The 14868-nt window shown below is 43.9% G+C and carries 10 protein-coding genes and 1 pseudogene; 3 read left to right on the top strand and 8 right to left on the bottom strand.

Features of this window, described 5'->3' with window-relative positions; genetic code table 11:
• Positions 1 to 63: 63 nt before the first annotated feature.
• Positions 64 to 789: a DUF3784 domain-containing protein gene (locus tag J7I93_RS05530; RefSeq protein WP_214724131.1), complete on the top strand. Its 726-nt coding sequence runs from the start codon at positions 64 to 66 to the stop codon at positions 787 to 789.
• A gap of 44 nt (positions 790 to 833) precedes the next feature.
• Here the strand turns inward: J7I93_RS05530 and J7I93_RS25375 are convergent.
• Positions 834 to 3274: pseudogene (locus tag J7I93_RS25375) on the bottom strand (S8 family serine peptidase).
• Positions 3275 to 3640: 366 nt separating this feature from the next.
• Between J7I93_RS25375 and J7I93_RS05515 the strand changes: the two are divergent.
• Positions 3641 to 4597: a calcium/sodium antiporter gene (locus tag J7I93_RS05515; protein ID WP_214724160.1), complete on the top strand. Its 957-nt coding sequence runs from the start codon at positions 3641 to 3643 to the stop codon at positions 4595 to 4597.
• Between the two features lie 35 nt (positions 4598 to 4632).
• On the opposite strand, the gene J7I93_RS05510 is transcribed toward J7I93_RS05515, so the two are convergent.
• The 5 genes from J7I93_RS05510 to J7I93_RS05490 all read right to left on the bottom strand — a co-directional run bounded on the left by J7I93_RS05510 (position 4633) and on the right by J7I93_RS05490 (position 9440).
• A complete protein-coding gene (locus J7I93_RS05510) occupies positions 4633 to 5847 on the bottom strand; it encodes an MFS transporter (protein WP_214724127.1) in 1215 nt (404 codons plus the stop codon).
• Between the two features lie 123 nt (positions 5848 to 5970).
• Positions 5971 to 7437: a cbb3-type cytochrome c oxidase subunit I gene (locus J7I93_RS05505; RefSeq protein WP_214724125.1), complete on the bottom strand. Its 1467-nt coding sequence runs from the start codon at positions 7435 to 7437 to the stop codon at positions 5971 to 5973.
• On the bottom strand, positions 7437 to 8012 hold the full coding sequence (locus J7I93_RS05500; RefSeq protein WP_214988692.1) for a cupredoxin domain-containing protein: 576 nt from the start codon (positions 8010 to 8012) through the stop codon (positions 7437 to 7439). Before J7I93_RS05500 ends, J7I93_RS05505 begins: the two co-directional genes overlap by 1 nt.
• 149 nt (positions 8013 to 8161) lie before the next feature.
• Positions 8162 to 8962 (bottom strand): GNAT family N-acetyltransferase, encoded by an 801-nt coding sequence (locus J7I93_RS05495; RefSeq protein WP_214724123.1) that lies wholly within the window; start codon positions 8960 to 8962, stop codon positions 8162 to 8164.
• Positions 8963 to 8966: 4 nt separating this feature from the next.
• Positions 8967 to 9440: a DinB family protein gene (locus J7I93_RS05490; protein WP_214724121.1), complete on the bottom strand. Its 474-nt coding sequence runs from the start codon at positions 9438 to 9440 to the stop codon at positions 8967 to 8969.
• Between the two features lie 144 nt (positions 9441 to 9584).
• Here J7I93_RS05490 and J7I93_RS05485 point away from each other — a divergent pair, with 144 nt between their 5' ends.
• Positions 9585 to 11099, top strand: a complete 1515-nt coding sequence (locus J7I93_RS05485; protein WP_214724119.1) for a glycine betaine uptake BCCT transporter — start codon at positions 9585 to 9587, stop codon at positions 11097 to 11099.
• A 39-nt stretch (positions 11100 to 11138) separates the two neighbouring features.
• On the opposite strand, the gene J7I93_RS05480 is transcribed toward J7I93_RS05485, so the two are convergent.
• Together J7I93_RS05480 and J7I93_RS05475 are read right to left on the bottom strand one after the other, a co-directional pair.
• Positions 11139 to 12002: an AraC family transcriptional regulator gene (locus tag J7I93_RS05480; RefSeq protein WP_214724117.1), complete on the bottom strand. Its 864-nt coding sequence runs from the start codon at positions 12000 to 12002 to the stop codon at positions 11139 to 11141.
• 495 nt (positions 12003 to 12497) lie between these two features.
• Entirely contained in the window at positions 12498 to 14645 is a 2148-nt protein-coding gene (locus J7I93_RS05475; protein ID WP_214724115.1) for a catalase, read from the bottom strand.
• Positions 14646 to 14868: the final 223 nt, after the last annotated feature.

The following is a 14868-nucleotide window of genomic DNA, read 5'->3' as shown; positions in this document are numbered from 1 at the left end:
AAACGAATCTAATCCACTGCTTTAATCGTATGAATAGTAATAGCATGTAAGGAGGTTTTTACCATGGTGGGGCTTGTGATTGTACAGATTGCGGTCATTGCACTTTTTCTGGTCCTTGGATGGGCCGTCCGTTTTAAAAAGGCTTACTGGCTGATCTCAGGATTTTCATTTCGGCCTGAGGAAGAGAAAAAGAGGTTAATTGAAAACGGATATCCACAAAAAACGGGCAGCTTGCTGATTGGTACCGCTCTTGGTATGCTGCTTCTTTTGCCCTTATCGTTTACCGAATTTCGATTTGCCATGGAAGTACAATTTGGATTTATGATAGTTGTTTTGCTTGGGGGATTTATTTATATATCCAAATTTGAAATAGCTGAAAAAAGGAAGCGCAGCTACATCATTGGCATCATTGTTTTTATCGTGACGCTTGGTTCCCTTACTTATCTTACTGTATCCAGCCACAAAGGTTATGAAATGTCACTGCAGGAAGATGGTTTCGAAATTTCTGGCATGTACGGAGATGAGTGGGCTTTTGAGGACATTCAAGACGTACAGCTGTTAGAACAGATGCCTGAAGTAACATGGAAGCAAAATGGGATTGGCCTGCCAACTCTGGCACAGGGACATTTTAAAGTGACTGGTTATGGAAGCAGCCTATTGTTTATTCAAAAAGGATTTTCGCCTGTGCTTTATATTGAATTGGAGGATGAACATGTGTTTGTGAATAGCAAGGATGGCAGGGTGACTCGGGAGTGGTATGAGGAGATTAACCAAAAAAGGGATAGATAATAATGGGTCACCGTCCTGTGAACGGTGACCCTCTTTTCATTTTCTTATTCGTAAAGGAAATTTACTCCAGCAAGGTCGGTTTGCCCTTTGTAAGTTGCATAGGCATATACATTATAGTAATAGCCCTTTTGTAGCTTAGATTCATTTGTAAGTACGCCATCCCATTCAAATGTATGATAGCCAGCTGGGATATTATTTTGTACCCCAATATCACCTAGATATCCTACTGGTGCACCATCTGAATTAGAAAGATAAACAAAGTACTCAACAGATTCCGCACCGCCAGGGAAATAGCCCGTAATTTCAAATTGATCATTCTCTAACTGAGAAATGCCTACATATTCTGCACGAGGATAATCAGGCTCTTGTACAAACAAAATGGTCGGAACATCGATATTTGCTGATCCATCACTGATTGTAATGCTGCCCTCATAATAACCAGGCACAAGCTTGCCAGCATCAACCTGTACGTTTAAGTTAACATTTTGAGATTTGCCGGCTTTTACTTTTAGGTTATTGCTGGTCATAACTTTGATGGCTTTTGAGTTTTCACCCATGTTCACTTTAAAGCTATAATTCTTGTTCTTATCAGATAGATTCTTGATTGTGAATTGCTGCTTTTCAACCTGCTTTCCTTTTGTTTTAAGGAATGTGCCGAAAGAATGGCTGCCTGGTGCAGCAAGTGTATCTGTATTGATTGCAGCTAACGGACGAATGCTGCCTGCACCTTGTGTGTTATGTGGATAAGGTTTCCCAGTTGCTGGGTTGTTTAATTCTTCGGCTGTGTTCATTAACGCTGCTTTTACATCATCTACATTCCAATCAGGGTGTGCTTGCAGCAATAACGCTGCTGCTCCAGCAACGTGCGGGGACGCCATGCTTGTTCCCTGATATGCTGCATAACCATGCGGATTGGCCGCATCATGCGTCGGAACTGTACTTGTGATGTTTACTCCAGGAGCTGAGACATCAGGCTTAATCATCCAAGTACCAGTAACTGGTCCACGGGATGAAAAATCAGCCATTGTTTCTCCTACAGTTTTTGAGTAATTGATGTTGAAAGATACTTTGTTATTGCCATTTTCAAGTTCTGCAAGCAGTTTTCGTCCGTCTTCAAGTGTTGTTTTAATGGTAGGAACTGCCAGTCCTGGAACATCTGCATGCTCACCGGCAATATTATTATAGATAATTGCACCGACTGCGCCTGCAGCCTTTGCAGCGGAAGCCTTATCAACAAATGGGTATACTCCACGGCTAATTAAAGCGATTTTTCCTGCTACATCTTTTCCTTCAAAATCTTCTGGAGCACCTAATCCAACATGAACAAATTCAAACTCTTTCCCATTTAGAGCCAATAGCTCCGCATCACTAGGGAAGCCTTGAACTTTTGCAGAAGGATACTCAATACCTTCAGAAGTAGAAATAGCAGAGTTATAAACATTGTAAGGAAGCTGTGTTGCCCCTACAGAAATAGCATCGCGGGAAGTTCCAGGCGAGCCGACTGTCCAGTTTTTCGGGCCGCTGTTGCCGTTTGATGTTACCGCAACAACGCCTTCAGCCATTGCCCAATCCAGCGCAATACTTGTTGCATAGTCAGGGTCGTTTAAAGAGTTTCCTAGAGATAGGTTCATAATGTCAGCGCCATCCTGGACAGCTCTTTCAATACCAGCAATTACATTTTCGCTTGTACCGCTTCCACCAGGACCAAGAACACGGTACCCCAGGAGTTTGGCTTCAGGGGCAACCCCTTTAATTTGTCCATTAGCAGCAACAGTCCCTGATACGTGCGTACCATGCGCAGTTTCTTCTCCTCCTGGGTCGCCTTTAGGCGTTTCCTGCGGATCTTCATCATTGTCTACGAAGTCGTATCCCTTATAATCACCAAAGGCATGCTCAAGGTCAGGGTGAGTATAGTCAACACCAGTATCGATTACAGCGACTGTAATTCCTTTACCAGTAAATCCTGTTTTCCATACTTCATCTACACGATGTGCGGAACACTAGCAAACATATTTGGGCTATACGCTTCCGGAGAGATAACTTCCCCTTCTCCAACGCTAGTCACTGTATATGTAACGTTAGGGTATACAGCTTTAACCCCTGGAACGGATAAAAGAGCAGGGATTTCGTTTGAAGGAAGTTCTACTGAGAAACCGGAGAAAACATGATCATATTCACGGTTTACTTTTGCGCTTTTAACTGCTTTATTAACATTTGATTTTACTTGATTGCGAGCTTTTGAGAGGTTTGCTTTTGATTGGCTTTTCCCTTTGTGTTTTGCTTCAACAAGGGATGGCTCTTTCAATTCAACAATAACGCTGGTTCTTTTCGCGGAAGAGAAGTTAAAGTCTCCAACCAGTTCTGCAAGCTCCGAAGCTTCTTTACTAGTTGGTGTAGTGGCAGCACTTGCCCCTGCTCCCATAGATGAAATAGTCAGCAAGAAAACAAGTGTAATCAGAAAGGATTTAAAATTACGTTTTTTCATGTATCCACCTAACCCCTTTATTCAAATTTAAATGCGCAATAAACTATTTTCACCCCCCGCATAGATGCGCTCAATAAGATTGTCAAACATTACAAATATTCAGCTAATAGTCCGTTTATCCCTTGAGCCTTTGGACTCATCTTCAGGAAGATTTATCAGCAAAATTAATTGGAATGGCAAAATCATTCTTCAATTTTTTATCCTTATATAACTTCTGAATTGTTTTCCAGCAGCCTTAAAGGGTATAATACTGGTACTTATTGGATGAAAGTGAGGCAGCTGGAAGCAATTTGCTAGATTGGTTTCTTGAATAAGAATTCACTTCATTTCTGATTAGATTGGTTAACTTTAGAGGATGGTGAAATGGTGTCATACATACTTTTAGTTATAGGATTTGCCCTCCTGATTGCAGGGGCGAACTTCTTTGTAGAGGGAGCTTCGAAAATTGCCGGTTTCCTGAAGATTTCTCCGCTTTTGATTGGTTTGACCATTGTGGCGTTTGGTACGAGTTCACCTGAAGCGACCGTCAGTATTCTGGCAGCGCTGAATGGAAATGCGGATGTGGCGCTTGGCAATGTAATCGGAAGCAATATTTTTAATATTACGCTCGTGGTTGGGATTACAGCGATGATCAATCCTTTGCAGGTGGAAAGCGAGACCATTCGAAAAGAGATTCCTTTTACCTTGCTGGCGAGCACAGCCTTGATCATATTTATCAGTGACCGGGTATTGGAATCCGTCAGCGAAGACATTGTGACCCGCGGCGATGGGCTAATTCTGCTCTTGATTTTTGCCGTATTCATGTATTATTTGTTTGAAGTGGCGAGAAAAAGCCGCAGCAGTACGCAAGGCGAGGAAGTAAAAACGAGCGGCTCCATATGGACGAAGCAAATCTTGATTACACTCGCCGGCCTGGCAGCAATCATTTTTGGCGGAGATTTGGTGGTCAGAAGCAGCACCGAGATTGCGGTTTCGCTGGGAATGAGCGAAACACTTGTTGGCTTGACGATTGTGGCAGTTGGTACTTCCCTGCCGGAATTGGTCACCTCTATTACTGCAGCCCTTAAAAAGCAAAGTGAGATCGCACTCGGGAATATTGTTGGAAGCAATATCTTTAATATTCTTTTTGTACTTGGTGCAGCCGCAACGATTACTCCATTGGGAGTTGACCCAAAGATCATTGTAGATATAACGATCATGATTCTGCTGACGGTCGTACTCCTGGCGTTCTCAAGAACCCACTATGCAGTAGGTAAATATGAAGGCAGCTTCCTAGCAGCAGCTTACATCATTTACTTGATTTATATTATTGTGCGGAATTGAAGTTAGAGCCGGACCTCCATAGGTCCGGCTCTATTTTATAGGGCTGATGTTTCCGAAAAATACTGCTGTTTTCCCGGCTTTAAAAGCTGCCAGCATAGATAAAGAGAAAGGATTAAATTGAAGCCGGATAATAGGACGATGGTATAGCGAAGCGGAAAAATATCTCCCAGCACCCCGATACCAAGCAGCAAGACGATTTGTGCAATGCTTTGGATGACACCGATGACACTTGTCATTCTGCCCATGATTTCAACAGGTACATTGTTTTGGTAAAAGGTTTGGTATCCTGCGCTTGAAAAAGCGTTAAAGAAACCCAATATAGTGAATCCAATTGCAACCATCATAAAGGAATTCGCCAATGCATAGATAATGTAGCCCGCAGCTACCAGCAGCATGCCAAATCCCATAAGCTGTTTGATGCTCAGCATTTTGGAAACTGCTGTGATAAAAAGGGCTCCCAATGCAAAGCCAATCCCGCTGATACTAACAAGAAAGCTGTAATCCGCTTCCTTCAATCCAACCACATCCTGTATAAAGACAACCTCCTGGGAATCCATAGCCAAAGAAAATAAGCCGAATGCAAGAAAGGAACCATAAACAGAGATGATAAATGCCTCCCTTCGCCCGAATTGGATGACCCGGTTCCAGTCATCCCGAAGCGTTTCATAGGCAGACGTTTTTACTGGAACTTGCTGGAGTTCTTTATCCATATCCGGCAGGAGCCAGATCATCACAGCAGAAAATACGAACGAAGCCGCATTCAAAAAGATGGCTGTTTCAATGGTCCCAACCAAAAATAATCCGCCAGCGATAGCCGGGCCGATGATAAAGGCACCTGAAGTAACAAGGCTATTGATTGAGTTAAACTTCTTTCTGCTTTCGAAGGGGACCAGTTTGGTTATGTATGTTGTAGATGCCGGCATAAAGAAAGCCTTGGCAATGCTGATCAAGAATAGAACCGCATAGATGAATCCAATATTCCCGATAAAAGGAATCAGTGCAACACCCGATGCCCTCACAATATCTGTCCAAATCATGAGTTTCCTTTTATTGTTCCGGTCAATCATACCGCCGCTCCAAGAGTTGGTTAAAACCGAAGTGATCGGACCAAGAATCCATAATCCTGCCACAGCTGCAGCCGAGCCCGTCATTTCATAAACGAGCAGATTGATTGCAATCAGGTAAATGAAATCTCCCAATCTCGAAATGCCAATCCCTGTCAGCAGCAGTGATGCCAATTTCCAATTCATTTGTTCCTTAGTCCTCCTGCAAATTATTTGAATAGTTGCAACCTTTAGTATAACACGAAGGAACGACCGTCTTAGCAGGGGAAAATAAAAAGGCGCTGGAGAAGATTCTCCAGACGCCTTTAATCAGCTAGCCGCCGAATTTTTATGATGAGGAACCGTTGAACCGACACTTCTTAAACCAGCAAAAAACCTGGCGGTGAAGATAATCGCTGCCAGAACAATAAAAATTCCGCTGACAGCCCCCACCTGGTCAGATAACACCCACTGCGGCAAGTGCTCGGCCCATCTCCTCGGCGCACCGATTCCGCCTGCATACAAAAAGGAACCGACGAGACCTGTAAAAAAGGAAAAGTATAAAGCAATGCTAAACGTATCAATGTTCTCATGCTTTTGATTGCCTTCGGTTTTATTAAAATAATACATAAAACCGATGATCATCGCGATTACCCCCATTCCCATGTAAGTATGAAAGTGGCCGGGTACCCATTTTGTATTATGCATCACATGATTGACAACGATGGTCGCATCAATGATCGCAGGGATTGCGCCTGCCACCCAGCCAAACATCGAAAGAAAGAACAGGCTTGAGGCAAAATCCCATTTCATTCGTGAACGATAGACAATCATTAATGCTCCATAGGCGGTAACGACCATAACAGGCAGGCCGTTGGCATAGGAAAAGACTTGCCCGATAATGAGCATCCATTTTGGAACCGCAAAATCCATCAGCAGATGATGGGTATAAATCATTAAGGTAAATAGAGTAGAGCAGTTCCAGGCAATCAAAAAGACCTTATTGGATTTCCATGGCCGTTTTGTATATTCAGAAAGAACTTCATAAACGGCAATAACAGCCATATATATCGTACAGTTGGCGAAGATATGGCCAAATGCGTAGGTTAAGTGCTTGGCAAGCATCGGGTCCATTGTAATTGCCGGGTTTATTATATTCAGAAGCGAGGCAAGGAGCACCGTTGCCCCTGCCAGAAGAGCCGTCGAGTTGGTGATGATAACCATGGCTGTTGCCACAACAGCTGCGGGCGGTCCATAGCCTTCTTTCCCTCTGAAGATGATATCCCATCCGAGCGCCTTGCCAAGTCCTCCATAAGCCTTTGTCAGCCTGGCAGCCAAATACATATAGAGAATTAAAAAGCCAATGCCCAGGATCAGCATGCCTGATAAAAAGAATATCGCTCCTGCTGCCCCATTAAGTTTGGCCGACTGGGAAGGAAGCGGATATAAAAACGTCCAGCCATCTGAAAAATGAAAGACGAATATGGCAATCAGAACCATGGCAACTCCTATGAAGAAAAGAGCAAAGTTTACTATCAGAATGGCAGGATTCAGTTTGATGTATCTGGACAGGAAATACCACAATATAGCTGTACCGCCTAATGCAGCAATCCCAACCATCCCTGTTCCGTGTGCAGTCATTATTTTATAAAACCACTGTGGGGTTATGCTGATCATATTCCCCTGATTCATAAGCATGATGACGCCAAAAGCCATCATCAGGATTAATACCAATGATGCTGCGGCCAAATACCATACAATCGTTTTCTTAGCCAAAGGGTGGATGCTCTCATTCATCAAAGGCTTCCCCCTTCCGGTTCAACAATAATCTCCTTCACCATTACATGATGGCCGGTTGAACAATATTCAAGACAGAGTATTTGATAAGTCCCGGGCTCTTCAAATGTATAATAGACGGTATTTGTATACTCCGGCATAGCCTGCGTTTGCGCGACAAGCTCCATTTCTTCATTATACAAACCAAATCCGTGAGTAACATCATCTGCTGTCACTTTAAATTGAACCTGGTCGCCTGCCTGAAATTGATCCTCACTCATCTCCCAGGCATATTGGATTCCAGTAACCTCTACGGTTTTTATTTCATTTAGACCGGTCGCTTCCGCCTGATGACGGTCATATGGCAATCTCCCAAGTGTCATGACACTGGCAAAGCCCATAATCGCAATAAGGCCGAGAAAGTAGAATTTCCTGATTTTATACCCCTTTTTCTGTATGGGACCATAATCCGCACTGCGCTTTGATTCACCGTAGACAAAAGCAAAAGCCAGCGCCAGAAGAAACACAAAAAAAACAGTCGCATACATGGCAATCTGCTGGTAAATCCATACCCCTCCCATAAAATGTTTGATCATGAAACAAGGCATCCCCAATCCCCTGTTCAGTTTCATAACCAATTTTATGGTTTTTCCATATAAAATTCGGTGATATATGTCCTATTTAACGTACTTTTTTAAATATTTTGCCAAAAATAAAGATGCCCATGATCCGGACATCTTTTTCACTAATTCCTATCTATTGTATACATCATCCAAAAGCCGATATCCTCAAAACCTATTCGCTTATAAATCGCACCTGCTGCGGGGTTGTCGTAAAACAGGCACAGTTCTTTATTTTCCGCCAGAAGCTGTCTGCAGAGCTTGACCATGCATTGAGTTGCATACCCTTTTTTCTTGCTGTTTTCAGCAGTAGCTACACCTACAACCATAGCAGAAAGCGAATTTTCAGCTGTGGTTGATGCAGTACTGACCATTTTTCCATCATCCACTATATAATAGGAACGGGAAGATCCATCCGTCAAGACACGCCTTTTCCGTTCAGCTGTTATCGCTGAATCGCTGAATTCAGGAATGCTGTTGAGCAGCTCCACAAGCTTTTCTGCATCTTTCGGACTTGCCTGCAGAACCGCCGAAGTATCTGTATGTTCTGCTGCCTCATTCAATGCTGTGCATTTTGCATAGTATGTTTCCCGCTTTCTTTTTATCCGGCCGCTGACATAAGGCTCAATTTGAGCTGTAACTTCTTTTAAACCGGACATCATTCCAAAGCCGGGATCTTTCAGCATGATTTCTGCAAACCCCTCCGCATCAAATGTTCCTTCTGCAAATGGAATGTAATTTTCTTCATACTTTAATAAAACCGCCTTAAGATCTCCACATTCATTGAATTCTCCCCATACCTTCTGGAAATCCTGCTCGTATCCATATGCTTCAATGTCTCCGATAATAAATAGATTCTCTGCCGGCTGCTGCTTTAAAAAGCGGAAGCACATTTTGTGGTCTTGTTCAGTCAGTCTTCTAATCATGTCTTTATCCCCTTATTCCTTCTAATGTTCGCCCTAAAAGATTCGCTGATACCGGTTCACGATTAAGCTCCCTCGCCCAGACAGACAGCTGGCCGATGTGATGAATTTCATGAGCAATGATGTGATGAAGGATTTCCTCCTTTTTGAAAAGGCCTTCCATCCACGGGGGGCTAACCTGCTCATCCCCTTGAATCGGCCACTCCTTTTGAAAAAATTCTTCAAGCTCTATCCGGTACCCATCTGATAACACCTTCACTTTTTCCAGTGTTCCATAATCTGAATATAACGGATCTTTTACTTCTTTCCCTTCAATGACACAAACCCAGCTGTATTCTACATCTACAATGTGGAAAAGTGTTTGTAAAATGCCGCCAGCTCCCCCGGTTCTTTCAGCTTTAAGCTCCTCCAGGGAAAGATTTCGGCACCATCCAAACCACTCATCACGAACTTGCCAGTTATAGCGGAATAGTGTTAGCAATTTTTGACCTCCCTGCTTTTTATGCTTATATGAGAGTTCTTCAACTTATGATAAATTCCTCCAAATTTATTATTTCATTCGCATAATTCCTCCTGTTGTATTCAATCCTATAAGAAGCGGTCTATGCAGAAAGGGGATTGAAATGTGAAGAAGAACTTAGTGGTTTTTTACATATCAGTGGCTATCCTAATATTGCTGGTTTTATTTGGCGTTTTTGTGCCAGATGCCTTGGAGGAAGTAACTGCAAATGTTCAGACCTTTATTACCGATAAGTTCGGATGGTATTATTTAATACTTGTTTCGTTCATTGTCCTTGTTTGCTTATATTTTTTAATCAGCCCATTGGGAAAAATAAAGCTGGGCAAACAGGATGATAAACCTGAATTCTCACGCCCTACCTGGTTTGCGATGCTGTTCAGCGCCGGGATGGGGATTGGGCTTGTTTTCTGGGGAGCTGCTGAACCCATTTATCATTATGCAGTGGGGTCACCTACTGGAGGTCAAGTAGGAACAGATCAGGCAATTCGTGATGCCATGAGGTACACATATTTTCATTGGGGTATTCATGCCTGGGCTATTTATGGCATTGTTGCTCTAGTTCTTGCATATTTTAACTTCAGGCATGACGAACCTGGATTGATCAGTGCAACACTCCGGCCGATTCTTGGTGATAAAGTAGAAGGCACTACCGGAAAAGTGGTCGATATAATCGCCGTTGTGGCGACTGTCATTGGGGTTGCGACGACTTTAGGTTTTGGCGCCATGCAAATTAACGGAGGCCTTTCCTATCTTTTCGGCATTCCCGTTAGTTTCCCGGTTCAGGTATTAATTGTTCTGATTGTTACGATCTTATTTATGATTTCCGCATGGACTGGCCTCGGGAAAGGGATTAAAATTCTCAGCAATGCCAATATGGTTTTGGCTATCCTTCTTTTCCTGCTGACTTTTTTTCTCGGGCCGTCCTTATTCATTCTCAATTTATTTACAAATACACTCGGGACCTACCTTCAGTACCTGCCAAGCATGAGTTTCCGGATTGCACCTTTAAATGAGGATGTACGGGCATGGATTAATGGCTGGACCATTTTTTACTGGGCTTGGTGGATTGCCTGGGCTCCTTTTGTCGGCATCTTTATCGCGCGTGTTTCAAAAGGAAGAACCATACGCGAATTTGTTTTCGGCGTTCTTCTGGTGCCGTCTTTAATTGGATTTATATGGTTTTCCACTTTTGGCGGTTCAGCCATTATGCAAGAGCATAATGGGGTTGCGAAGATTTCGGAATTGGCTACGGAGGAAGCACTGTTTGGCGTCTTCTCGAATTTTCCGTTCGGAACATTGCTCTCCATTATTGCGATTATCTTGATTTGCACCTTCTTTATTACATCGGCTGATTCCGGCACCTATGTACTGGGGATGATGACTACAAATGGCTCGCACCATCCGGGGAATCGGATCAAGTTTATCTGGGGAATTATGCTATCCACCATTTCACTCGTACTCATTTACTCAGGCGGTCTGCAGGCACTGCAAAATACGATGATTGCAGCAGCTCTACCGTTTTCCATTATCATGGCATTAATGACGTTCAGCTTGATCAAAGCTTTGCAGAAAGAAGCGAAGGAGCTCGGGATTGGAAAGATTCCAAAGAGGAAGCCTTAATAAAAAACCTGCAGATTTGACGTCTGCAGGTTTTTGTGTTTATTTTACCGGAATCCAGACTTCGGAATAATAATCCGGACTAGATGCATCACCCGCTGGATAGACTTCCATTTCAGGCGCTCCCGCATGCTCAAACCCGCTCGACGGGAACCATTCCGAAAAGATTTTTTTCCAAGTGTTTTGCATGGCATACGGCATGGCGCCATGCACTTCAAATACAGCCCATTTGGATGCCGGAATCTCCATGCTTTCGAGGCTCTCCAGCTTTTCGCCTTTGCAGCTGGCTGCAACCCAATAATCCATGCTGTCAGGCTTTGTGTTTCGATTATCCACACAAATGCCGAGAACACCTTTCATTTCCCCATTGTTCAATTGGAACAGCCTGTCGCTTGTTCCGTCACGATTCACTTCATCCCACATTTTAGGAATGCCGGAAAGATTCTCTTCATTGCATAAAGAGAACGCTCTCTTGACTCCAGCCACTTGAAAAGCGCCTTTTTCCACAATTGAGTATTGCATTGGTTCTGCTCCTTTCAGACTCACCTGAATCACCAGGCGGTTATATGATTTGAGCTTTCCAGTAAAATTCCTTGCTTCAGTCGGTATAATCCCATGCTGCCTGCGGAAAGCTTTCGTAAAAGCTTCGGGAGTGTCGTATCCATATTTGTAGGCAAGGTCAATAATTTTGCAGTCTGTTCGGATCAGCTCCTGTGCTGCAAGAGTCAATCTTCTGCCTCTGATATATTCTCCAACCGGCATTTCGGTGAGAATGGAGAATGTTCGCTGAAAGTGAAAAGCAGAAGAATTCGCTTGTTCAGCAGCTTTCTGAATGGAGAGGTCCTCTTCGAGCATATGCTCCTCTATATAATCAATCGCCTTTTGCAGTGATACGATCCATGACATTCTTGATCACTCCCTTGAATACATCCTAACAAGTCTGAAAATGAGTATCCTGTCTTTTTATGCTTTGTTTTGGCAGTTCCTTATAGAAATTCTTATTATTAGAGAGAAATCCCTGCTGAGGATAAATTTTATGATAAAAAGTTCTTTTTGAAGGTTCTATTTGAGGGAATGGAGTCTTTTACCGGCCAATATTGGTAAAATACCGGCCGAAATCGTTGATTTACCGGCCAATTTCAGCTAAATACCGGCCGAAATCGTTGATTTACCGGCCAACATCTTTTGGCAGCCGTAACATCCATTATTTATCGGTCACTTCAGGAGGCTTATCGGTCAGATTCTTCATTTATCAGTCACTTTTCTTTTTTATCCGTCAGATTTTCGGTTTATCGGCCAGATTTCAAATATATCGGTCACTTCCTAATTTAACAGGGTTTGTTCCGATTCAGTAAAAAAACCAGCCGCTCCCTAAAGAGCAGCTGGCGTCGATTCCGTATCTTATATGACGCGTTCCCAATGGCGATGCTTGGCAATCGCATGGATTACATTTTCGCTGAAGGATTGGGTATCATCATTGCTTCTGTTTGCCACTATTCCCATTTCTGCGAAGGTTTGCGATTGGGTGCCTTCTTGCCCGAGCGCATCCTTGGCCTCTGCAGGCAGCAATTCCGCTCCTTCGCTGCCAATGGCGATCGTTTTAAAATGCTGAAATGCTTCACGAACAAATTCTTTCGCCTGCGGCACCATCTTTAGTGCCTCTGCGCTTTCTTTTCCGCCTGCTATATAGACGGCGTCATACATAACAGAGTGGCTGGTTAGGAAGGTTTGCTTCACTTCCAGTTCTCCGCCATTCCCTTTGATCATGCCAAGGTTTTTGCTGACAATTTCAGCCGTAATGCCCGCTTCCTTTAAGGATTTCATTACTTTGCTGACTTCCATATAGTTAAAACCATTTTCAGCGAGAATGGCAGCTTTTCTCGTTTTAGGAGATTTTGCTGTATTCATCTGGCTTAAAGCCGGCGATGATAGCGTCACTTTGGATTCATTCGCAGCATCCGGCACTTTTGCGCCAACACCCAGGGCAATTTGCTCGGCAAGGAAAGCGTCTACGTTGCTGAACATATTGACAACCTGCTGCTGAACATCTTTGCTTTTTACCTTTCCGACTTCGAAACGGAAGGCTTCAATGATATGCTGCTTTTCGACTTCAGACATGCTGTTCCAGAACATCTTTGCCTGGCTGTAGTGATCCTTGAAGCTATCACTGCGCTCGCGCACCTTGCGTCCTTCTACCTTCTCCTGATAATGTACATAGCCGCCTTCTTCTTCAGCTGCAGGACTTGGATCATTGTTCTGCAGGGAGTTCTTGTGGTATGCAACCGGGCCCTTATTAATCGTCATGCGATGGTAACCGTCATACTGATTGTTATGGAATGGACACACCGGCCGGTTGATCGGAAGCTCATGGAAGTTCGGCCCGCCTAGGCGGATCAGCTGTGTATCCGTGTAGGAAAATAAGCGTCCCTGAAGCAGGGGATCATTTGAAAAATCAATTCCCGGGACAACATGGCCCGGATGGAAGGCCGCCTGTTCCGTCTCGGCAAACACATTATCCTGGTTGCGGTTCAGCGTCATTTTCCCCATAATCTTAACCGGCACCAATTCCTCAGGCCAAAGCTTTGTCGCATCTAAAATATCAAAATCAAAGGCGAATTCATCTTCTTCATCAATCATTTGAACCCCAAGCTCGAATTCAGGGTAATCGCCCATTTCAATCGCTTCCCATAGATCGCGGCGATGGAAATCCGGATCCTTTCCGGCAAGCTTTTGCGCTTCGTCAAACACGAGGGAATGTGTGCCAAGAACCGGCTTCCAGTGAAATTTTACAAAACGTGCCTTACCCTGCTCGTTCACAAATCGGAACGTGTGAACGCCAAAGCCTTCCATCATGCGGAAGCTGCGCGGAATGGCACGGTCCGACATGGTCCACATGATCATATGGGCTGTTTCGGTATTATTGGCGGCAAAGTCCCAGAACGTATCATGGGCCGTTGAAGCCTGGGGCATTTCATTATGAGGCTCCGGTTTGAATGAGTGAACGAGATCCGGGAACTTGATGGCATCCTGGATGAAAAACACCGGGATGTTATTTCCAACAAGATCATAATTCCCTTCTTCCGTGTAAAATTTGGTGGCAAAGCCGCGGGCATCACGAACAGAATCTGCGGAGCCGCGGGAGCCTGCTACGGTTGAGAACCGGACAAAAACCGGTGTTTTAACCGATGGATCCTGAAGGAACTTTGCTTTTGTATATTCAGCCATTGATTCGTACACCTGAAAGAAGCCGTGTGCGCCGAAACCGCGGGCATGAACTACCCGCTCCGGGATTCTCTCATGGTCAAAGTGCGTCATCTTTTCCCGGAAGTGAAAATCCTCCATCAAGGTTGGACCGCGGGAACCGGCTTTTAAAGAATGCTCATCCTCTGAAACCTTTACACCCTGATTCGTCGTCAGTTTTTTGCCGGAGTTATCCATGCGGAACTCCTCCAGCTGCTTGTCCTTACTGTGCTCATTGATACCTTTGTTTTGCGGATCTTGTTTCAAGTGTTCATTCCTCCTTTTATTTAAAAGAGCAGCTGCTCCCATTTGCCAATCTTTACTATGTAACCATTATTGAAGTACCCCGACACTCCCCCATTAAACTCATGTGATAAAAAAATTACTTTTTGACCAGTTAGAAAGTTTGATGATTAATAGAAGCCTGGAGGAAGAAATTACTGCTTTTTAAATCGAGTAGGAGGGGGTGACTAACCCCCGACCTCTCACACCACCGTACGTACCGTTCGGTATACGGCGGTTCAATTAAGTG

Origin of the sequence: Bacillus sp. ISL-47, assembly GCF_018613175.1 — a bacterium.
Lineage (GTDB): Bacteria > Bacillota > Bacilli > Bacillales > Cytobacillaceae > Cytobacillus.
This window is presented reverse-complemented; position numbering and strand designations above follow the sequence as displayed.

What these genes read in the sequence shown, in the direction of transcription:
- J7I93_RS05530 (WP_214724131.1), top strand. Translation starts at nt 64, where the DNA reads ATGGTGGGGCTTGTGATTGTACAGATTGCGGTCATTGCACTTTTTCTG.
- J7I93_RS05510 (WP_214724127.1), bottom strand. Translation starts at nt 5,847, where the DNA reads ATGAATTGGAAATTGGCATCACTGCTGCTGACAGGGATTGGCATTTCG.
- J7I93_RS05505 (WP_214724125.1), bottom strand. Translation starts at nt 7,437, where the DNA reads ATGAATGAGAGCATCCACCCTTTGGCTAAGAAAACGATTGTATGGTAT.
- J7I93_RS05500 (WP_214988692.1), bottom strand. Translation starts at nt 8,012, where the DNA reads ATGATCAAACATTTTATGGGAGGGGTATGGATTTACCAGCAGATTGCC.
- J7I93_RS05495 (WP_214724123.1), bottom strand. Translation starts at nt 8,962, where the DNA reads ATGATTAGAAGACTGACTGAACAAGACCACAAAATGTGCTTCCGCTTT.
- J7I93_RS05480 (WP_214724117.1), bottom strand. Translation starts at nt 12,002, where the DNA reads ATGTCATGGATCGTATCACTGCAAAAGGCGATTGATTATATAGAGGAG.
- J7I93_RS05475 (WP_214724115.1), bottom strand. Translation starts at nt 14,645, where the DNA reads ATGGGAGCAGCTGCTCTTTTAAATAAAAGGAGGAATGAACACTTGAAA.